The organism is Klebsiella sp. 141162 (assembly GCF_050600755.1).
Classification (GTDB): domain Bacteria; phylum Pseudomonadota; class Gammaproteobacteria; order Enterobacterales; family Enterobacteriaceae; genus Klebsiella; species Klebsiella aerogenes.
Window position 1 is genome coordinate 516,829 of the sequence record NZ_JAQIRI010000002.1, and the last position, 20,196, is coordinate 537,024.

Genomic DNA, 20,196 nt, shown 5'->3' on the forward strand with positions numbered 1-20,196 from the left:
GTTCGCAATGCGTAAGCAATGGCTGGGGATCTGCATAGCAGCAGGGCTGCTGGCGGCATGTTCAGGTGAAGACGTTCAGCAGAAGACGGTTAGCGTCCCGCAGCCGGCTGTCTGTAATGGTCCGACGGTAGAAATCAGCGGCGCCGATCCGCATTTCGAAACGCTGAATGCCACGGCCAATCAGGATTATGAGCGCGACGGCAAAAGCTATAAAATCGTCCAGGATCCGGCTAACTTCACCCAGACCGGTCTGGCGGCAATTTATGATGCCGAACCGAACAGCAACCTGACCGCCTCTGGCGAAGCGTTCGATCCGACACAGCTTACCGCCGCGCATCCTACGTTGCCTATCCCAAGCTATGCGCGTATCACTAACCTGGCCAATGGCCGGATGATCGTAGTGCGCATTAACGATCGTGGCCCGTACGGCAATGACCGGGTCATTTCCCTGTCCCGCGCCTCAGCCGACCGCCTGAACACTTCTAACAATACTAAAGTTCGTATCGATCCGATTATTGTCTCTCAGGACGGCGCGTTATCCGGCCCTGGTATGGCGTGCACCACCGTCGCCAAACAGACCTATGCCTTGCCTTCGCGTCCAAACCTTGATGGCGATGGTTCCGCGGCCATCTCACCGGCCGACCAATCAAACGTTCATGCCATTAGCAACTCAACGCTTAAGCCTGAAGATAACGTGGGCGCGCCGGTTAACGGTAGTGGATTCCTCGGCGCGCCGACGCCGCTTAATAATGGCGTACTGGAAGGTAGCGAACCCGCTACTGCTGCGCCTGCCGCCGTCGCCGCAACACCTGCAACGCCCAGCGCGCCGGTTACCGCGCCTGGCTCGATTCAAGGTAGCGTCGCGCCTGCCGCGACCGCAACAGCAGCAACCGCCGCTGTGGCCGCGCCAAACGCCGGCACCAGCGGCGAGTTCGTCGTGCAGGTCGGCGCCGTTAGCGACCAGGCTCGCGCCCAGCAATATCAGCAGCGCCTGAGCCAACAGTTCGCCGTTCCCGGCCGTGTGATGCAAAACGGCGCCGTATGGCGGATTCAACTGGGTCCATTTGCCAGTAAGTCGCAAGCGACGACGGTACAACAGCGTCTGCAAAACGAAGCGCAGCTACAATCATTTATTACTCGCGCCAACTAAACGTGACGCCGCGGTATCTCCCGCCACAGCATATGTAAAAGTCGTTAACAAAGTCATATGCAATGTCGGATGCCGCTGCGAAACGCATTTGTTATAGTAAGGCACTTTTTTTAATTTCATCACGGATGCCGTTGTTCTAACCATGAAGACCTCTTTCACCGCTCGTTTACTCGTTACGGCCCTCTCCGTTGCGGCACTGTCTACCGCTGCCCGCGCCGATGACCTGAATATGAAAACCATGATCCCAGGCGCTCCGCAGATCGATGCTGAATCCTGGGTTCTTATCGATTACAACTCAGGTAAAGTGCTGGCGGAAAACAACGCCGACGCCCGCCGCGATCCGGCGAGCCTGACCAAAATGATGACCAGCTATGTCATAGGCCAGGCCATGAAGGCGGGCAAATTCAAAGAATCCGATCTGGTCACCGTGGGTAACGACGCGTGGGCAACCGGTAACCCGGTGTTTAAAGGTTCTTCCCTGATGTTCCTGAAGCCGGGCATGCAGGTGCCGGTTTCGCAGCTGATCCGCGGCATCAACCTGCAATCCGGTAACGATGCCTGCGTGGCGATGGCCGACTACGTCGCCGGCAGCCAGGACGCATTTGTCAGCCTGATGAACAACTACGTAAACGCGTTGGGCCTGAAAAATACCCACTTCCAGACCGTTCACGGCCTGGACGCCGACGGCCAGTACAGTTCCGCGCGTGACATGGCGCTGATCGGCCAGGCGCTGATCCGCGACGTACCGAATGAGTATTCCATCTACCGTGAAAAAGAGTTCACCTTCAACGGTATTCGCCAGCTGAACCGTAACGGCCTGCTGTGGGATAACAGCCTCAACGTCGACGGCATTAAAACCGGCCATACCGACAAAGCCGGCTACAACCTGGTTGCCTCCGCTACCGAAGGCCAGATGCGCCTGATCTCCGCGGTGATGGGCGGGCGTACTTACAAAGGTCGTGAGTCCGAAAGCAAGAAACTGCTGACCTGGGGCTTCCGCTTCTTCGAAACCGTGAACCCCATTAAAGCAGGTAAAGAGTTCGCCTCTGAACCGGCCTGGTTCGGCGATAGCGATCGCGCTTCTCTGGGCGTAGATAAAGACGTCTATCTGACTATCCCGCGCGGGCGCATGAAAGACCTGAAAGCCAGCTATGTACTGAACAACACCGAACTGCACGCGCCGCTGCAGAAAAACCAGGTGGTCGGTACCATTAACTTCCAGCTGGATGGCAAAACTATCGATCAGCGTCCGTTAGTGGTGCTGCAGGAAATTCCGGAAGGGAATTTCTTCGGCAAAATCATTGATTACATTAAGTTAATGTTCCATCACTGGTTTGGTTAAAAATTGAACACTTGAAAGTGTGATTTCTATCCCCATATACTATTCATCAAAGAAACCTGATAACTCCCACATCACGTGGGAGTTATTATTTTAGTCGTCACACCGGAGCTGACATGAAAACCAAACTTAACGAACTGCTTGAATTCCCTACGCCATTTACTTACAAAGTAATGGGGCAGGCGTTGCCTGAGCTGGTTGATCAGGTGGTGGAAGTGGTACAGCGCCATGCGCCTGGTGATTACTCTCCGTCAGTAAAACCGAGCAGCAAAGGTAACTACCACTCGGTCTCCATCACCATTAACGCCACCCACATCGAACAGGTCGAAGCCCTGTACGAAGAGTTGGGCAATATCGAAATCGTGCGGATGGTGCTGTAATCCCTCGCCTTACCCGGCCTCAAGCGCCGGGTAATTCTCCTTCTTTCGCTGTGATATACTCTCCCCACTTAAGTCATCCCTCTCGGCGGAGACGTTGTTTTGCAGCACAATACCATTCTTATTCGACAACTCGGCCTGCAACCTTACGAACCCATCTCGCAGGCAATGCATGAATTTACCGACAGTCGTGACGACACGACGCTGGATGAAATCTGGCTGGTAGAACATCACCCGGTGTTTACTCAGGGTCAGGCCGGCAAAGCCGAACACGTACTGGTACCCGGTGATATCCCGGTCATTCAGAGCGACCGCGGCGGCCAGGTGACCTATCACGGGCCAGGCCAACAGGTGATGTATGTCTTGCTGAATCTTAAACGGCGTAAACTCGGCGTGCGCGAATTAGTGACGCTGCTGGAGCAGACCGTGGTCAATACGCTGGCGGAGTATCAGATTGAATCTCATCCTCGCGCCGATGCGCCGGGAGTTTACGTTGGTGAACAGAAAATCTGCTCGCTGGGACTGCGTATTCGTAAAGGTTGTTCTTTCCACGGGCTGGCGCTGAATGTGGCAATGGATTTGACGCCGTTCCTGCGTATTAATCCGTGTGGCTATGCCGGCATGGAGATGACGCAAATGCGCCAGTGGCAGCCGCAGGCCGCTACAGAAAACGTCGCGCCGCGGCTGGTCGCCAACCTGCTGGCGCTGCTGAACAACCCACCGCATGAATATGTCGCCGCTTGATGCGCACCGCGCTCTGAACCTTCAGAGCGCAACTCCTTATTAATACTTCATATTTGCAATCAATTGTCACGCAACGCCACATCATCGCCCGCTATAATAAGCCTATGACCCAACGACCGGATCCGCGAGTGGCCGACAATCATCCCCCATTGGAAAACAACGAACAGCCAGAAGATCGGCAGATCTTTCGTATTCTGCGTAATATCGATCTTAATCTGTTAACTATCTTCGAAGCCGTGTACGTGCATAAAGGCATCGTCAATGCGGCGAAGGTGCTCAATATCACGCCTTCGGCCATTAGCCAGTCGATCAATAAACTACGGGCTCTGTTCCCCGACCCTCTCTTTATTCGAAAAGGACAGGGGGTGACGCCGACGGCTTTTGCGACTCACCTGCATCAATATATCAGCCAGGGGATGGAAGCCTTTCTCAATGCGCTGGATTTGGGCAGCAGCTCGCAGCAGCAGCGCGTGCTCACCATCGCTACCGCGCCGACCATCGGCGCATTGGTGATGCCAACCATCGCCAACGCGTTAAAATCGCGGTTTCCTCAAGTATTGCTGCACAATATTGCGATTACCGATGCCGCCAGCCAGCTCAACCAGCGGCAGGTTGATTTGCTAATCGATACCTATAACCATAGCGGGCTGGCCATTGCGCATCAGGTGCTGTTTTCCGAGCCGGTTGTTATGTTTTGCCGCGAAAATCACCCAATTTTGCCTCTTCCGCTGACGCGGGAAAATCTACAGCAGTTTGAGTTTGCGCTGCTGCTGCCGGAAGGACAGCGCTACCCTGCCCTGCATCGGCAACTTGATGAATTCATCGGGGAACGGAGGTGCGGTTTTAGCAGCTATAACCTGTTGACTCAGGCGGCGATGATGAATAATAGCGATTTGCTGGGGCTGACGCCTGAGAGTATGTTCGCGCTGGTGGCGAAGATCTGGCCTCTACAGGCGATGCCTTTCCCGCCGTTACAAGACCAGCGCATTGATTTCTCGCTACATTACAACCGGCAAAGCGCCCAGGAGCCGTTACTGAAAGAGATTATCGACACTATTCTGCAAACTTATTCCCGCTAACCGCACGCGAGGGAAAAGGATAAAACAACAACTATTTTACAATTTGCCGGGCAACCAGGCTGCTTTCAACCCCGTATCAATGATATACTGCCTGTCCTTAGTTCAAAAATAGTTGATAAATACAACATTTGATTGAATTAATTCGCTTTCCTTCGTGACTCGCAACTGGAACACGCACGCTATGAGTAAACCCATTGTGATGGAACGCGGTGTTAAGTACCGCGACGCCGATAAAATGGCCCTTATCCCGGTGAAAAACGTGGCAACTGAGCGTGAAGCTCTGCTCAGAAAACCGGAATGGATGAAAATCAAACTTCCGGCTGACTCGTCCCGTATTCAGGGGATCAAGGCAGCGATGCGTAAGAATGGCCTGCACTCCGTGTGCGAAGAAGCCTCTTGCCCGAACCTTGCCGAGTGCTTCAACCACGGCACCGCGACCTTTATGATCCTCGGCGCTATCTGTACTCGCCGTTGCCCATTCTGCGATGTGGCCCACGGTCGTCCGGTGACGCCTGATGCCAACGAGCCGCAAAAACTGGCGCAAACCATCGCCGATATGGGGCTGCGCTATGTGGTGGTGACTTCCGTTGACCGCGACGATCTTCGTGACGGCGGCGCGCAGCATTTCGCCGACTGCATCAGCGCTATCCGCGAGAAGAGCCCGAATATCAAAATTGAAACGCTGGTACCGGATTTCCGTGGTCGTATGGATCGCGCGCTGGATATCCTGAAAGTGACGCCGCCGGATGTGTTTAACCACAACCTGGAAAACGTACCGCGCCTGTATCGTCAGGTACGTCCGGGCGCAGATTATAACTGGTCGCTGAAGCTACTGGAGCGCTTTAAAGAAGCGCATCCGGAAATCCCGACCAAATCGGGTCTGATGGTCGGTCTTGGCGAAACCAATGAAGAGATCATCGAAGTGATGCGCGATCTGCGCCGTCATGGCGTTACCATGTTGACGCTGGGTCAGTATCTGCAGCCGAGCCGCCACCACCTGCCGGTACAGCGCTACGTCAGCCCGGAAGAGTTTGAAGAGATGAAAGCTGAAGCCATGGCGATGGGCTTTACCCATGCCGCCTGCGGCCCGTTCGTCCGCTCTTCCTATCATGCCGATCTGCAGGCAAAAGGTATGGAAGTAAAATAACCTCTGCCTTTCTCTGGCCGTCGTTCGCGGCGGCCTGATTTCTCCAGTTCCCCCCAACTTCCAACTTCCCGTTGTCACACTTCGTTTCATCTTTTCATCGCCAGAGTACCGGCAATAAAAAAGGCGACAACGAATACGCTGCCGCCTCTTTGCCGCCAGAGCTTCACACCCGGCCGCGACGCGCCCCCGTTCATCGGGAGCCCGTGATTAATTACTCTTTATGAGAGAGTTTCTGTGCCGGCGCTTCTTCCTCAGCGCTGGTCTTTTTGGCACTGTCATCGTCATCATTCATGGCTTTCTTGAAGCCTTTGATAGCCGAACCCAGGTCTCCACCCAGCGTGCGTAATTTTTTGGTACCAAACACTAAAATAATCAGCGCTGCGACTACCAGCAGTTTGGTAATACTAATCTCACCCATAGCTAACCTTCTTCTCTATACAAGCTCAAGCTGCGAATACGCCATCATACACATATACGCATACAATTAACGGCTATTTGACGCGCCGACACAATAGCAATCTGTAACAAGGTGAATCAAGCCTTGTTTAAAAAAACGTCACAATAATTGCGGTGGCGCAAATCTGCGATTACGCAGCACCGGCAAACTCTCACGCACCTGACGAATATAATCTGCGGATATCTCAGCAAAAATCAGCTGCGGTTGAGCGGCGGCGCCAGCAATAGTGGAACCGAGCGGATCGATAATCCGGCTCTGGCCGATATTACGCGTTCCGCACTCGCCTGCCGCAATAATATAGCAGGTAGTATCCAGCGCCCTTGCCGCCAGCAGCGTCGCCCAGTGATGTTCCTTCATAGGCCCGCGAACCCAGGCGGTCGGCAGCACCAGGACATCGGCCCCCTGTAACGCTAACGATAGCGCTAATTCGGGAAAGCGTAAATCGTAGCAGGTCATTAAGCCGATTCGCATCCCATTTACCTCTATTAAAGGAGGGATTTGCTCACCGGCATCCACCAGCCGTGACTCCTGCATATTAAACGCATCGTACAAATGGAGCTTCTGGTATTGTGCGCAAATTGCCCCTCGGCATATCGCCACCAGCGTATTGCTCGCGCGCCCTTCAGCAGAGGGCACGTGCAGCGTTAATATCGTGGTTAAGTCATTACGCCGGCTTTCGGCCAGCAGTTGCTGCATGAAACCGCCGTCCAGCGCCTGCGCTGATTTTACCGACATATCCGGATCGTTATCGGCCCGCGCCAGTAACGCCTCAGGCAAGACCAGTAACGAAGCGCCGCAGTCTACCGCCTGACGCATCAGCTCAACGCAGATCTGCGCATTAGTTTGCCACTGCGCCGTGACGGCGAATTGCCCTGCTGCTACCCGCATCTCTTTCTCCCACTTGCGAATCCATAGCCAAAAACGCCTTTGTCGCGCTACACTCGACCCTCTACCTAACCAAATAGCAGGAAATGACCGTGTTACAACTCCTTTTAGCCGTTTTTGTTGGCGGCGGAACCGGCAGCGTGTTGCGCTGGTGGCTGGGCATGAAATTTAACCCAATGCATCATGCAATTCCCATTGGCACGCTAGTCGCTAACCTGCTGGGCGCATTTATAATCGGCGCCGGGTTGGCGTGGTTCAATCGCCTGACGCATGTTGATCCGATGTGGAAACTGCTTATTACCACCGGCTTCTGCGGTGGCCTGACGACCTTCTCCACCTTTTCCGCGGAGGTCGTGTTTCTGCTCCAGCAGGGACGTTTCAGCTGGGCGTTGCTAAACGTTCTCGTCAACCTGCTTGGTTCTTTCGCCATGACCGCGACGGCATTCTGGCTGTTTTCACAGTCAGCCGCCCGTTAACGTCAGGCAAAAAAAAACCCGCTATGAGCGGGTTTTTATATTCTACTGACGTGTTGGTTAGATAGCCATTACGTTTGCAGCAGAAGGGCCTTTGGCACCGTTAGTGATTTCGAACTCTACGCGCTGACCTTCAGCCAGAGTTTTGAAACCGTTGGACTGGATTGCAGAGAAGTGTACGAATACATCTTTGCTGCCATCTTCCGGAGTAATGAAACCGAATCCTTTGGACTCATTAAACCACTTAACGTTACCTTTAATCTTAGACATCAAAATTACCTTTAAATTAAAAAACGACACTAATGCTGTGTCGGATACCAGTACATCAATTGTGATGCCTTTTGTCCAGCGTAACTTTCTTAAAAAGTGATAAAAGTCTCTATCTTTATAGCCGACAGTTACGTTAGTCATTGTTTTTCAACAAGACAAAGAACTTATCACTTTTGTCACTACGTTATAACGATTAAAACTGTATGCGCGCCCAGGCAAAATAAACGTTGCCGTTGTTATAAGTCCCGGGGATGTAGGTCATCTGGAACGTCGCCGGACCGTAGCCAATCGAGGCCAGGGGCAGCACCACCGGGATCGGGATATAGTTCCAGTTGTCGCGCGCCGTTACGCCAAGGGTGTAACCAAGGCCAAGGTGGAAGTTGTCATCGGCTAGCGGACGCCAGGTTTTCTCCCAGCCATAGCCGCCAATCGGCTCCCACTTATTAAAGGAATCTTTAAACGCCATCAGATACAGGCCGTGCCAGTTACCTTTATCGTCCCAACGCGACATGCCAAAACCCGCGCCCCATGGACGTTCGTTATACTTGTCGGTTTTCTCTTTGTCATAGGCAAAGCGGGCGTGCCAGGTGATCGCCGGAACGTACAGATCGTAGTGCTCAGGCTCGTTCCAGGTTTGTGCGACATTGTCCGTCAGCGTATTGTAGCCATCACGGATCGTTGACGAGAACGAAGCGTTAGCATAGCCGGACGACAGCAACAGGCCGGACAGCGCGACAATAAACAATGCAAATTGGCGTAGTTTCAACACTTCTCTATTACCGATTTCAATTTTAAAAACGAAGTAAAGTAACAAATGTAATCTTAATAGACTGTTAACGGAATAAGGTAAAATCCTGAATTGCGCCGTGGCAAAAACTTCACTCTGGTAGACGACTTTTGTGATGTTAGCCGCGCCACGGGTTCCGATTAGTCAATTCTCAGTATTTTATTGATTTGGGTCAGCAAGTTCTGCCCGTTTTTTGGGCACATTCCCTCACTTAATTTTTGTAGTGCTTTAGATATCAGCAGATTCTTTGGGTTAATGGCTTAGGGGTAAAGTATGCTTACGCTTGTTGAGATCCTTATCGGGGTCGTGGTTATTGTGGGCGTCGCCCGCTACATTATAAAAGGCTATTCTGCGACAGGCGTGCTGTTTGTCGGCGGTTTAATCTTGCTTATCGCCAGCGCCATCATGGGGCATAAGGTTCTCCCGGCTAGCGCCGCCAGCACGGGTTATACCGCGACCGATATCTTTGAGTATATTAAAATACTGCTCATGAGCCGCGGCGGCGACCTCGGCATGATGATAATGATGCTCTGCGGTTTCGCCACCTACATGACCCATATCGGCGCTAACGATATGGTGGTTAAACTGGCCTCTAAACCGCTGCGATATATTAACTCGCCTTATCTGTTGATGATTGCCGCCTACTTCCTCGCCTGTCTGATGTCGCTGGCGGTCTCCTCGGCGACCGGCCTCGGCGTGCTGCTGATGGCGACGCTGTTCCCGGTAATGGTCAACGTCGGCATTAGCCGCGGCGCCGCGGCGGCGATTTGCGCCTCCCCTGCCGCGTTGATCCTGTCGCCGACCTCCGGTGACGTCGTGCTGGCCGCCAAAGCTGCCGAAATGCCGCTGATAGATTTCGCTTTCAAAACCACTTTACCTATCTCGATTGCCGCTATCGTCTGTATGGCTATCGCTCACTTCTTCTGGCAGCGCTACCTCGATAAAAAAGAGAACGCCTCACACGAGATGCTCGACGTCAATGAGATAACCACCACCGCCCCGGCGCTGTACGCCATTTTGCCTTTCACGCCAATTATCGGGGTGCTGATTTTTGACGGCAAATGGGGGCCAGAGCTACACATCATCACTATTCTGGTGCTCTGTATGGTACTGGCTTCGATACTGGAATTTCTGCGCAGTTTCGATACAAAAAAGGTCTTCGCCGGGCTGGAGGCCGCCTATCGCGGCATGGCTGACGCCTTCGCCAGCGTCGTCATGCTATTGGTCGCGGCGGGCGTATTTGCCCAGGGGCTGAGCACTATCGGTTTTATCGACGGTCTTATCTCCATAGCCACCTCGTTCGGTTCCGCCAGTATCATTCTGATGCTGGTGCTGGTGATCCTGACCATGCTGGCAGCGATGACCACCGGTTCCGGCAACGCGCCGTTTTACGCCTTCGTTGAGATGATCCCGAAACTTGCCCACTCTTCCGGCATCAACCCGGCCTACCTGTCGATCCCTATGCTGCAGGCGTCGAATCTGGGCCGCACTATTTCACCGGTTTCCGGCGTGGTGGTCGCGGTGGCGGGAATGGCGAAGATTTCTCCGTTCGAAGTCGTTAAACGCACCTCGGTTCCCGTTATCGTCGGTCTGTTGGTGGTGATCATCGCCACCGAGATTCTGGTCCCCGGCGCCGCGATTCAATAAACCACAAACCACACTGAAAAGGCGCCAGCAGGCGCCTTTTTTATGCTTTAATAAATCCCAGCAATTAATCATCTCCCACTATCAGGAATAAAAATGTTCAGGAAGGATGTCGTCGCCATTGCCCTTTTACTCGGCGCAACGCAGGTTGGCGCAGAACCGCTTACCGCGACGAAATACGGTGATTTCGATCGTTACGTGCTGGCACTGTCCTGGCAAACCGGTTTTTGTCAAAGCATGCTGGATAGTAACCGTAATGAGCCTGAGGAGTGTCGGCTACAGCAGGACGAACGTAATAAAGCCGATTTTCTGACGGTACATGGCCTGTGGCCGGGCCTGCCGAAGTCGATCGCCTCGCGCGGCGTCGACGAGCGCCGCTGGATGCGCTATGGCTGCGCGACGCGCCCTATCCCCAATATGCCGGAAGTCAAAGCCGGGCGTAAATGCCAGGCGGCGGAAACCGGGCTGTCGCTGGAAATGGCGAATAAGCTGAACAGCGTGATGCCGGGTTCCGGCGGGAACTCTTGTCTGGAACGCTATGAGTATGCCAAGCATGGCGTCTGTTTCGGCTTCGATCCGGATAACTACTTCGGCACGATGGTGCGCCTGAATGGCGAAGTGAAGCAAAGCGCAATCGGTGATTTCCTGGCGAAGCACTACGGACAAACCGTTAGCCGTAGCGATTTTGATGCCGCCGTCGCCAAAGCGTATGGCGCGCAAAACGTCAAAGCCTTTAAATTAACCTGCGACGGCAACCCGGCTTATTTAACGGAAATGCAAATTTCCATTAAAGCTGGCGCTATCAATGCCCCGTTGGGCGCAGATTCGTTCCTGCCTCAGCCGCATCCGGGCAACTGTGGGAAGCAGTTTGTGCTGGATAAAGTGGGTTCTTGATAGCAGGACCAGCCATCTTATCGTCCACTTCATCTGCTTTTGCTCACGATGCGCTGAATGTGCGCTTAATCACTTCAAACATCAGGCAAGTCTCAGTATGATGAAGGGACATTAACCCTTGCCCCTTTCGGCGAGGGTTTTCTTTTACGGAAAAGGTTCCTGGATAACATGGAGTATGCAATGACCAGACCCGCAATCATTATTAATGAATTCGATGCTGAACGTATCGATAGACTGCTTGAGCAACCGGCTTACGCGAATTCGCCGGTCGCCGATGCCCTGAACGACGAACTGGATCGCGCGCAAATGTTGGCGCCGGAAGCGATGCCGCACGATGTCGTGAGCATGAACAGCAAAGTCCGCTTCCGCGATTTAACCAGCGGTGAAGAGCGCGTGCGGACCCTGGTCTTCCCGGCTCAGGCGACCGATAGCGCCACTCAGCTTTCCGTTCTGGCGCCGGTTGGCGCGGCGCTGCTTGGGCTGAAAGTCGGCACCTCCATTCACTGGGAGTTACCCGGTGGCGCATCGGCACACCTGGAAGTACTGGAATTGTTGTACCAGCCGGAAGCCGCAGGCGAATTCCATCGCTAAGTTTCCCGCTGCCTGAGGCGTTTGACGCTTTATTCAGAGGATGCCTCGCCATCCTCTTTCTGTTTCCCTCCCGCTATGACAAATTTTTACCTCATCCCGTGACGGGGCATACAGTTTTGCGACCTGAATGCCACATTATCCTTGTATAATATGTTGATATAGAAACAGACAAACAAGGAGAAATGCATATGTATAAAACTATCATTATGCCGGTTGATGTCTTTGAAATGGAGCTGAGCGACAAGGCTGTCCGCCATGCAGAGTTTCTCGCCCAACAGGACGGCATTATTCATTTGCTTCACGTGTTACCCGGTTCATCGAGTTTCACCATGAGCCGTTTTACTGCCGATCTGCGCCGCTTTGAAGAGCATCTGCAGCATGAAGCGGAGACCCGCTTACAGACCATGGTCGGCCATTTTAGCATCGACCCCTCTCGTATTAAGAGCCATGTGCGTTTCGGCAATGTCCGCGATATGGTTAATGAACTGGCCAATGAAATAAAAGCTGACGTAGTGGTGATTGGCTCACGCAATCCGTCGATCAGCACCCATTTGCTGGGTTCAAACGCGTCAAGCGTCATCCGTCATGCGCATATTCCGGTAATGGTCGTGAGATAACGGAACGGTGAAATAAGCAAAAAAAAAGAGGCGACCACAAGGTCGCCTCTTTGCTGTGTGCAGGGAATGTCTTACAACTTTTTATGATTATGCGGTTTTGGTGCGAATCAGATAATCGAATGAGCTCAAAGAAGCTTTCGCGCCTTCGCCAGTGGCGATAATAATTTGTTTGTACGGCACGGTAGTACAGTCGCCGGCCGCAAACACGCCTTTCACGTTGGTTTCACATTTGGCATCAATGATGATTTCACCCATGCGGTTACGCTCAACCGTACCTTCCAGCCAGTTGGTATTCGGCAACAGACCGATCTGGACAAAAATACCGGCTAACGCGACATGATGCTCATCGCCGCTGACGCGGTCGCGGTACTGCAGCCCCGTCACCTTACTGCCATCGCCAACCACTTCGGTGGTCTGGGCGTTGAGAATAATATCGACATTTTTCAGGCTGCGTACTTTGTCCTGCAGCACCTGGTCGGCTTTCATTTCTGGTGCGAATTCCAGTAGCGTTACGTGTTCAACGACGCCCGCCAGATCGATCGCCGCTTCAACGCCGGAGTTACCGCCGCCAATCACCGCCACGCGTTTACCTTTAAACAGCGGGCCATCACAGTGCGGGCAGTAGGTTACGCCTTTAGTCCGGTATTGGTCTTCACCCGGGACGTTCATGTTACGCCATTTAGCGCCCGTTGCGATGATCACGCTGCGCGCTTTCAGCACCGCGCCGGAGGCGGTTTCAATCTGATGCAGGCCGCCTTCGACAGCTGCCGGGATCAGTTTTGCCGCGCTTTGTGAATCAATCACATCAACATCATATTCACTGACGTGCGCTTTCAGCGCGCCGGCCAACTTTTGACCTTCGGTTTTCGGTACGGAAATATAGTTTTCGATATCTACGGTATCCAGCACCTGACCGCCGAAACGTTCGCCCATCAGGCCGGTACGAATGCCTTTACGCGCGGAGTAAACAGCCGCCGCGGCACCAGACGGGCCGGAACCAACAATCAAAACGTCATAAGCATCACGTTTGTTCAGCTCTTCCGCCGCACGTTTTTCCGCGCCGGTATCCACTTTGGCAACGATTTCAGTCAGCGTCATACGGCCTTGACCAAATTCCTGACCATTCACAAACACCGCCGGAACACCCATCACGTTGCGTTCAGTGATTTCATTCTGGAAGGTTCCGCCATCAATCGCCGTGTGTTTGATGCGTGGGTTAAGCACCGCCATCAGGTTCAACGCCTGCACCACGTCCGGACAGTTGTGGCAAGAGAGCGAGTAGTAGGTCTCAAATTCAAAATCACCGTCAAGATTGCGGATCTGCTCGAGCAGCGACTGGGCTTCTTTCGACGGATGACCGCCGGTCCACAGCAGCGCCAGCACTAATGAGGTGAATTCATGTCCCAGAGGAGAACCTGCGAAACGCGGCCCCTGGTTAGAACCTGGATTAGTAATCAGGAACGATGGCTTACGTACCGCCAGCGTGTTGTCTTCTTTAAAGGTGACTTTGTCTGACAGTTCAGCGATTTCAGCCAACAGTTCCTTGATCTCTGCCGATTTAGCGCTGTCATCCAGCGTGGCAATCAGCTCAACAGGTTTGGTCAGCTTCTCAAGATAGGCCTTGAGCTGGGTTTTCATGTTGGTGTCGAGCATTTTTATCTCCTGGGCTTAAAACATCATCATGCAAGCGGCCTTTATCAGGCAGCCTGAATGCGCTTGCATCATGGTGTTGGAATAAAACGGGCGCGGGTACGCCCGTTGATTAGCGGGAATAAAACGAATTAGATCTTACCAACCAGATCTAAAGAAGGAGCCAGGGTCGCTTCACCTTCTTTCCACTTAGCCGGGCACACTTCGCCTGGGTGGGAAGCAACGTACTGAGCAGCCTTGATTTTACGCAGCAGGTCAGACGCATCACGGCCGATACCTTCAGCGGTAACTTCGATTGCCTGGATGATACCCTGCGGGTCAACGACGAAGGTCGCGCGGTCAGCCAGACCTTCATCTTCACGCATGTTGTCGAAGTTACGGGTCAGGGCGCCAGTCGGGTCGCCGATCATCGCGTATTTGATTTTAGCGATGGTGTCAGAGCTGCTGTGCCACGCTTTGTGGGTGAAGTGGGTGTCGGTAGAAACAGAGTACACATCTACGCCCAGTTTCTGCAGCTCTTCGTAATGGTCAGCCACGTCGCCCAGCTCGGTCGGGCAAACGAAAGTGAAGTCAGCCGGGTAGAAGAAGAAGACGCTCCAGCGGCCTTCAGTATCTTTTTCGGTAACTTCGATGAATTCACCGTTTTTGAATGCCTGGTTTTTGAAAGGTTTGATTTTGGTATTAATTAAAGACATCGATACTTCCTCCGTGTTTTTGTTGAGGTCTAAGTTAACGAATTTTTCCTGACTCGACCAATGCGTTTGCATTATCAAATCAATAAGCGTTATCTAACAACCGTAACAAGACAACTTTGTGAACCTGCCTTCGCGATCGCGGTTTTTCTCCGTTTTTCGCCTCATTTCGCTGAAAGTAAAAAGGCCGCCCTCTCAGGCGGCCCCGTTACCTGAAATACCCGCAGGTAGCTTCAGCGCCAGAATGGCTGGCAATATGTTGCGCTCTACACCTTAATGTAACAGCATGAGGGATTACATCATTCGCCGAACTAAAGGGCAACCAAACGCCCGGCAGGTCTTATCTATGACTGCGATAGGTTTGACCACTACTTCGCATTATCTTCTGATTTAAAAGGAATACTCATGTTAAAACGACTACTTTTCCTGAGCCTGCTGCCGTTATGTAGCTATGCCGAAGACCTCCCCGCCCCCGTAAAAGCAATAGAGAAACAGGGTATTACTATCATTAAGCCCTTTGAGGCGCCGGGCGGCGTCAAAGGCTGGCTCGGGAAGTATCAGGATATGGGCGTTGCTATTTATCTCACTCCCGACGGTAAACACGCCATTTCCGGCTACATGTACGACGAAAACGGCAACAATCTGAGCGAACAGCTTTTCCAGAAAGAGCTCTATACCCCGGCGGGACAGGCGATGTGGAAAAAACTCGAGTCCGCTAACTGGCTGCTGGAAGGCAAAAAAGAGGCCCCCATCGTCCTTTATGTGTTTGCCGACCCTTTCTGTCCTTATTGTAAACAGTTCTGGCAACAGGCGCGGCCGTGGGTTGAATCCGGTAAGGTGCAACTGCGTACCTTATTGGTCGGCGTGATAAAACCTGAGAGCCCGGCCACCGCGGCAGCGATTCTGGCAAGCAAAAACCCGGCGCAAACCTGGCATGATTACGAACAGTCCAACGGCAAAATGAAGCTCAACGTCCCGGCAGATATCCCTGCGGACTTGATGAGGACGCTAAATATCAATCAGCAGTTGATGGATGACCTCGGCGCTAACGCCACCCCGGCTATTTACTATATGAATAAAGACAGCATGCTGCAGCAGGTGGTGGGATTACCCGATAAAGAGAAACTGCAGGTGATGATGGGTGAAAAGCAGCAGTAAAAAATAACGCATTTCCGCCAGAAGCTTAAGGACACAAAAGGATCTGGCGGAAAGCGATCGCTTGGTATACATTAAGTAGGGGTTAATTGTATATTTAGCTATAGTAATGATAATTCACGATATCACTTCAAATTTATTACGATAAGTAATAGTAATCCGTTCGCCTCGACGCAACATAAACAGGACGTTAAGCATGGCTAACCTTTATGACTTAAAAAAATTCGACCTAAACCTGTTGGTTATTTTTGAGTGTATTTATCAACATCTTAGCATCAGTAAAGCGGCAGAAACGCTGTTTATTACGCCTTCTGCAGTAAGTCAGTCGCTACAAAGGTTACGCAATCAATTAAACGATCCGCTATTTGTCCGTTCCGGGAAGGGGATAACTCCGACGACCGTTGGTGTGAATTTACATCATCATTTGGAACAGAATCTCAACCAATTAGAAAAAACGATTAATATTGCCAATCATTCTGAATTAAGTAAAAAATTTGTTATTTATAGCCCACAACTTCTTATATCACCAGGAACAATGGATTTAATAAATAGATTAAATATGGATCCTAACTTGCAAATCGATCACCGCGATCTTCTTCTGTCGCCAGAAAGCGTCGAAGATCTTCTGGCCTACCGTAAAGCAGACTTAATCTATAGCGTTACCCCACTGTCAAATCATAGTACGATTTGCCAGCCTTTTCTGGAATTACAGATTGTGCTCGTTTGCCGCGAAGGTCACCCCCGTGCGGACCACCTTAACTCATATGAAGCTATTTCACGTGAGGGATTTACGCTTTACGCTTCTTCAGATCCTAAATTAAAGGCCTTTCAACAGAATAACGACGAACGAATGCCTGAAAGAAGAATTGCGTTTCGCAGTAACTCTCTGATAGCTATTTTAACCATGATCAATCAGAGCGATCTGCTAGGATTTGTACCTAAGCATGCGATAGATTATTTTAGCGCTTCATTTAATTTTCGTGAGCTTTCACTTCCCCACCCTATTCCTACCATAACAACCTATATGATTTATAATCGTTCATCATTGAACAACCCCAAATTCGCCGAATTTATTACGCTAAGTACCGCAGCTAATTAATTTGTCATTTCAAACATATTCACAAAGTGAATATGTTTGTGTGAATTACATTGACCTCGCTTAAAACATTACTATTTCATATTAACCTTACCATTAATGTGTTCTACACTACCTGAAAAAGCGTACCTATCACATTAAAGGATTAATGGTAATGTCATTAATAAAAATTCCATTACCCGAGTCCGTTCTTCAGGCTAGCCAGCAGCGGATACAGTGGGTATTAGAAAATTTTTCACGCATCTGCATCTCTTTCTCCGGCGGAAAAGACTCCACCACCATGCTGCACCTGGCGGCGCTTTGCGCCCGGCAAATGGGTAAAAAATTCAGCGTGCTGTTTATCGATTGGGAGGCGCAATTTTCCTGTACCATCCAGCATTGCGAAAATATCCGCGCCGAATACCGGGATGTTATTGAAAAATTTTATTGGGTTGCCCTACCGCTCACCACGCAAAATTCACTGACTCAGTTTTCGCCGGAGTGGCAATGCTGGGAACCTGGCGTCAACTGGGTACGCCAGCCCCCCGCTGACGCCATTACCGATCCCGGCTATTTCCCGTTTTATCGTAGCGGAATGAGCTTCGAAGAGTTCGTTCGCGATTTCGCCGACTGGTTTTCGCAAAACCGCCCGGCGGCGATGATGGTGGGTATCCGGGCAGATGAGTCGCTTAATCGTTTTATGACCATCTCATCGCAGCGCAAACTGCGCTTTGCCGACGACAAGCCATGGACAACATCGGCGCCGGGCGGTCATACCTGGTACATCTATCCGATCTATGACTGGAAAACCGCCGATATCTGGACGTGGTTTAGCAAAAGCGGCCATACCTATAACCCCCTTTACGATCTGATGTATCAGGCCGGGGTGCCGCCACGCTATATGCGGATTTGCGAACCTTTTGGCCCCGAGCAGCGCCAGGGGCTCTGGCTGTATCACGTGCTGGAACCTGAGCGTTGGGCAGCCATTTGCCAGCGCGTAAACGGCGTGCACAGCGGCGGTATTTATGCCGGATATGACAACAAATTTTATGGTCACCGTAAACTCGATAAACCCGGGCACCACAGCTGGAAGAGTTATGCCCTGTTTCTGCTGGATAGCATGCCGCGACCAACTGCCGAGCACTATCGCAACAAAATCGCGGTCTACCTGCATTGGTATCAAAAACAGGGAATGGACGATATTCCCGATTGCCAGGAGGGCGACATCGGCACCCGGGATATCCCTTCGTGGCGACGCGTCTGCAAGGTGTTATTGAATAATGATTACTGGTGTCGCCAGCTTTCTTTTAGCCCAACTAAAGCCACCCGCTATAAAAACTACTGTGAGCGTATAAGTAAAAAACGCCAACAATGGGGACTGTTATGCAACAACGACTAATAACCCAGATAGAAGAGTATCTGGCCGCTCTGCCGGAAGAGGAGAAAATCGACGCACTAAACCGCTTTCGCCAGGCTTTGCATCGCCATAGTCCTTTTCGCAACCAGCCGGTTGACTGCGTGCTATGGGTTAAAGAGGGAGAAGTGGTTCCCAATGATTACAACCCTAACAATCTTGCACCACCGGAAAAGCGGCTGTTACTAACCTCGCTGGAGGCCAACGGCTTTACGCAACCTATTGTAGTGCAGCATCAGCAGCCAAAGCGTTATACCATCGTTGACGGTTTTCACCGCCACGAACTGGCCAGTAATAAAGTGTCGCTGAAAAAGCAGCTCAAGGGGTATTTGCCGGTAACCTGTCTGACGGCGAACAGCCACCCGCGCGATGCCCTGATGGCCGCCACTATCCGCCACAACCGGGCCCGCGGACGCCATCAGATCCACGCGATGTCGGAAATTGTCCGCGAGCTGGCCAATCTCGGCTGGAGCAATAGCAAAATCAGTAAAGAGCTGGGGATGGACGCCGATGAAGTGCTGCGCCTGAAGCAAATTAACGGTCTGGCCGAGATATTCGGCGACCGTCAATTTTCTCAGGCGTGGACGGTAAAATAGCTACAGCCGACGCAGACGGTCTGCCGCCGCCAGCAGGGTCTCCGGCTGCTTGGCGAAGCACAGACGAATCAACTTATGCGGGAAAGGATCGGCGCAGAATACCGACAGCGGGATCGCCGCCACGCCGACTTCAGTCGTCAGCCAGCGACAGAAGCTGACGTCATCAAGATCAGAGATTGCGCTATAGTCGGCCAGCAGGAAGTAGGTCCCTTCACAAGGCAAAATCTCCAGCCGGCTATCGCGTAGCGCATCGATAAACAGATCCCGACGCTGCCGATAAAACGCTGGCAGCTCGCGGTAGTGCTCCGGCTGCGCGCGCAGCATATCCGCCAGCGCCAGCTGAGCCGGCGTGTTAACGGCAAAGGTTAAATACTGATGCACTTTACGCAGCTCGGCGCTGATGGCGGCAGGCGCCACGCAATACCCCACCTTCCAGCCGGTCATGTGAAAGGTTTTACCGAAAGAAGAAACCGCCACAGCCCGCTCCCGCAGCTGCGGATGGGCCAGTACGCTGGCATGCCCCTGCTCAGCAAAACAGATATGCTCGTATACTTCGTCGCTGATAACGTAAATTTCCCGTCCGGCGATAGCCTGCCACAGCGCGGCGAAGTCTTCCCGCTGCCAGACGGTGGCGGACGGGTTATGCGGCGTATTAAGAATGACCAAACGGGTGCGGTCGCTTAACGTGGCGGCAAACTGCTGCCAGTCAACGCGGAAATGCGGCGGCTGCAGAGCAATCCGTTTCAGCACCCCGCCGGAAAGCTCTACCGCCGGCGCGTAGCTGTCGTAGCTCGGGTCAAAGCAGATCGCTTCATCACCCGCCCTCACCAGCGCGGTAATCGCCGCATACAGCGCTTCAGTCGCCCCCGCGGTGACGGTGACATCGCTATTCGCATCCGGGTGATAGCCATACAGCTCAGCGGTTTTATCGGCAATGGCTTCGCGCAGCGCCGGTACGCCGGTCATCGGAGCGTACTGGTTAGCCCCCTGGGCGACGTGCCAGGCCAACCGTTCCTGTAGGTAACGCGGACCGTCAAAATCCGGGAAACCTTGTGATAGATTGATGGCCTGATGCTGCTGCGCCAGCGCGCTCATCTGGGTAAAAATAGTGGTGCCTAATGCAGGGAGTTTACTCTCAGGAATCAGTGGCTTATTGCTCA

General features: G+C 52.4%; 22 protein-coding genes. 15 read left to right on the forward strand and 7 right to left on the reverse strand.

Features of this window, described 5'->3' with window-relative positions; translation table 11 throughout:
- Window positions 1-7 precede the first annotated feature (7 nt).
- The 6 genes from rlpA to lipA all read left to right on the forward strand — a co-directional run bounded on the left by rlpA (window position 8) and on the right by lipA (window position 5,836).
- Complete coding sequence (gene rlpA / locus PGR23_RS10065; RefSeq protein WP_047049296.1) at window positions 8-1,150, forward strand: endolytic peptidoglycan transglycosylase RlpA; 1,143 nt, start codon at window positions 8-10, stop codon at window positions 1,148-1,150.
- A gap of 142 nt (window positions 1,151-1,292) precedes the next feature.
- A complete protein-coding gene (gene dacA / locus PGR23_RS10070) occupies window positions 1,293-2,492 on the forward strand; it encodes a D-alanyl-D-alanine carboxypeptidase DacA (protein WP_015367735.1) in 1,200 nt (399 codons plus the stop codon).
- 113 nt (window positions 2,493-2,605) lie between these two features.
- Window positions 2,606-2,869 carry a DUF493 family protein YbeD gene (gene ybeD, locus PGR23_RS10075; RefSeq protein ID WP_015367736.1) on the forward strand — a complete coding sequence of 88 codons (264 nt, stop codon included), beginning with the start codon at window positions 2,606-2,608 and terminating at the stop codon, window positions 2,867-2,869.
- 99 nt (window positions 2,870-2,968) lie between these two features.
- Window positions 2,969-3,610, forward strand: coding sequence for a lipoyl(octanoyl) transferase LipB (gene lipB, locus PGR23_RS10080; RefSeq protein ID WP_047049299.1), 642 nt, complete (start codon window positions 2,969-2,971; stop codon window positions 3,608-3,610).
- A gap of 104 nt (window positions 3,611-3,714) precedes the next feature.
- Complete coding sequence (locus PGR23_RS10085) at window positions 3,715-4,689, forward strand: YbeF family transcriptional regulator (RefSeq protein WP_430915623.1); 975 nt, start codon at window positions 3,715-3,717, stop codon at window positions 4,687-4,689.
- A gap of 181 nt (window positions 4,690-4,870) precedes the next feature.
- Complete coding sequence (gene lipA / locus PGR23_RS10090; RefSeq protein WP_015367739.1) at window positions 4,871-5,836, forward strand: lipoyl synthase; 966 nt, start codon at window positions 4,871-4,873, stop codon at window positions 5,834-5,836.
- 211 nt (window positions 5,837-6,047) lie between these two features.
- Here the strand turns inward: lipA and tatE are convergent, their stop codons facing one another.
- Window positions 6,048-6,254, reverse strand: a complete 207-nt coding sequence (gene tatE, locus PGR23_RS10095; protein WP_045381457.1) for a twin-arginine translocase subunit TatE — start codon at window positions 6,252-6,254, stop codon at window positions 6,048-6,050.
- A 138-nt stretch (window positions 6,255-6,392) separates the two neighbouring features.
- Entirely contained in the window at window positions 6,393-7,181 is a 789-nt protein-coding gene (locus PGR23_RS10100) for a deaminated glutathione amidase (RefSeq protein ID WP_396279840.1), read from the reverse strand.
- 89 nt (window positions 7,182-7,270) lie between these two features.
- Here PGR23_RS10100 and crcB point away from each other — a divergent pair, with 89 nt between their 5' ends.
- The gene (gene crcB, locus PGR23_RS10105; RefSeq protein ID WP_045381622.1) at window positions 7,271-7,654 is read left to right on the forward strand and encodes a fluoride efflux transporter CrcB; all 384 of its coding nucleotides are present in this window, start codon (window positions 7,271-7,273) and stop codon (window positions 7,652-7,654) included.
- A 57-nt stretch (window positions 7,655-7,711) separates the two neighbouring features.
- Here crcB and cspE read toward each other — a convergent pair whose 3' ends face one another.
- A complete protein-coding gene (gene cspE / locus PGR23_RS10110) occupies window positions 7,712-7,921 on the reverse strand; it encodes a transcription antiterminator/RNA stability regulator CspE (protein ID WP_012542460.1) in 210 nt (69 codons plus the stop codon).
- 193 nt (window positions 7,922-8,114) lie between these two features.
- Window positions 8,115-8,690 (reverse strand): lipid IV(A) palmitoyltransferase PagP, encoded by a 576-nt coding sequence (pagP, locus tag PGR23_RS10115; RefSeq protein ID WP_161799856.1) that lies wholly within the window; start codon window positions 8,688-8,690, stop codon window positions 8,115-8,117.
- Window positions 8,691-8,981: 291 nt separating this feature from the next.
- On the opposite strand from pagP, the gene dcuC reads away from it, so the two are divergent.
- The 4 genes from dcuC to uspG all read left to right on the forward strand — a co-directional run bounded on the left by dcuC (window position 8,982) and on the right by uspG (window position 12,454).
- On the forward strand, window positions 8,982-10,355 hold the full coding sequence (gene dcuC / locus PGR23_RS10120; RefSeq protein ID WP_045392945.1) for an anaerobic C4-dicarboxylate transporter DcuC: 1,374 nt from the start codon (window positions 8,982-8,984) through the stop codon (window positions 10,353-10,355).
- A gap of 93 nt (window positions 10,356-10,448) precedes the next feature.
- Window positions 10,449-11,246 carry a ribonuclease I gene (gene rna / locus PGR23_RS10125; RefSeq protein WP_047049309.1) on the forward strand — a complete coding sequence of 266 codons (798 nt, stop codon included), beginning with the start codon at window positions 10,449-10,451 and terminating at the stop codon, window positions 11,244-11,246.
- A 180-nt stretch (window positions 11,247-11,426) separates the two neighbouring features.
- Entirely contained in the window at window positions 11,427-11,837 is a 411-nt protein-coding gene (rnk, locus tag PGR23_RS10130; protein WP_015367745.1) for a nucleoside diphosphate kinase regulator, read from the forward strand.
- Window positions 11,838-12,025: 188 nt separating this feature from the next.
- A complete protein-coding gene (gene uspG / locus PGR23_RS10135; RefSeq protein WP_015367746.1) occupies window positions 12,026-12,454 on the forward strand; it encodes a universal stress protein UspG in 429 nt (142 codons plus the stop codon).
- A gap of 87 nt (window positions 12,455-12,541) precedes the next feature.
- Here uspG and ahpF read toward each other — a convergent pair whose 3' ends face one another.
- Both ahpF and ahpC read right to left on the reverse strand, forming a co-directional pair.
- Window positions 12,542-14,107 (reverse strand): alkyl hydroperoxide reductase subunit F, encoded by a 1,566-nt coding sequence (gene ahpF / locus PGR23_RS10140; protein WP_045392939.1) that lies wholly within the window; start codon window positions 14,105-14,107, stop codon window positions 12,542-12,544.
- 128 nt (window positions 14,108-14,235) lie between these two features.
- Window positions 14,236-14,799, reverse strand: coding sequence for an alkyl hydroperoxide reductase subunit C (gene ahpC / locus PGR23_RS10145; RefSeq protein ID WP_004859485.1), 564 nt, complete (start codon window positions 14,797-14,799; stop codon window positions 14,236-14,238).
- A gap of 402 nt (window positions 14,800-15,201) precedes the next feature.
- On the opposite strand from ahpC, the gene dsbG reads away from it, so the two are divergent.
- The 4 genes from dsbG (at window position 15,202) to PGR23_RS10165 (ending at window position 19,036) form a co-directional block, all read left to right on the forward strand.
- Entirely contained in the window at window positions 15,202-15,954 is a 753-nt protein-coding gene (dsbG, locus tag PGR23_RS10150; protein WP_045392937.1) for a thiol:disulfide interchange protein DsbG, read from the forward strand.
- A gap of 193 nt (window positions 15,955-16,147) precedes the next feature.
- Window positions 16,148-17,050: a DNA-binding transcriptional repressor CitR gene (gene citR, locus PGR23_RS10155; protein WP_047077894.1), complete on the forward strand. Its 903-nt coding sequence runs from the start codon at window positions 16,148-16,150 to the stop codon at window positions 17,048-17,050.
- Window positions 17,051-17,201: 151 nt separating this feature from the next.
- Window positions 17,202-18,425: a phosphoadenosine phosphosulfate reductase gene (locus PGR23_RS10160; RefSeq protein ID WP_063414714.1), complete on the forward strand. Its 1,224-nt coding sequence runs from the start codon at window positions 17,202-17,204 to the stop codon at window positions 18,423-18,425.
- A complete protein-coding gene (locus PGR23_RS10165) occupies window positions 18,410-19,036 on the forward strand; it encodes an IbrB-like domain-containing protein (RefSeq protein WP_045392928.1) in 627 nt (208 codons plus the stop codon). The genes PGR23_RS10160 and PGR23_RS10165 overlap by 16 nt, the downstream gene beginning before the upstream one ends.
- On the opposite strand, the gene PGR23_RS10170 is transcribed toward PGR23_RS10165, so the two are convergent.
- The gene (locus tag PGR23_RS10170) at window positions 19,037-20,182 is read right to left on the reverse strand and encodes a pyridoxal phosphate-dependent aminotransferase (protein WP_396280112.1); all 1,146 of its coding nucleotides are present in this window, start codon (window positions 20,180-20,182) and stop codon (window positions 19,037-19,039) included.
- Between the last annotated feature and the right edge of the window lie 14 nt (window positions 20,183-20,196).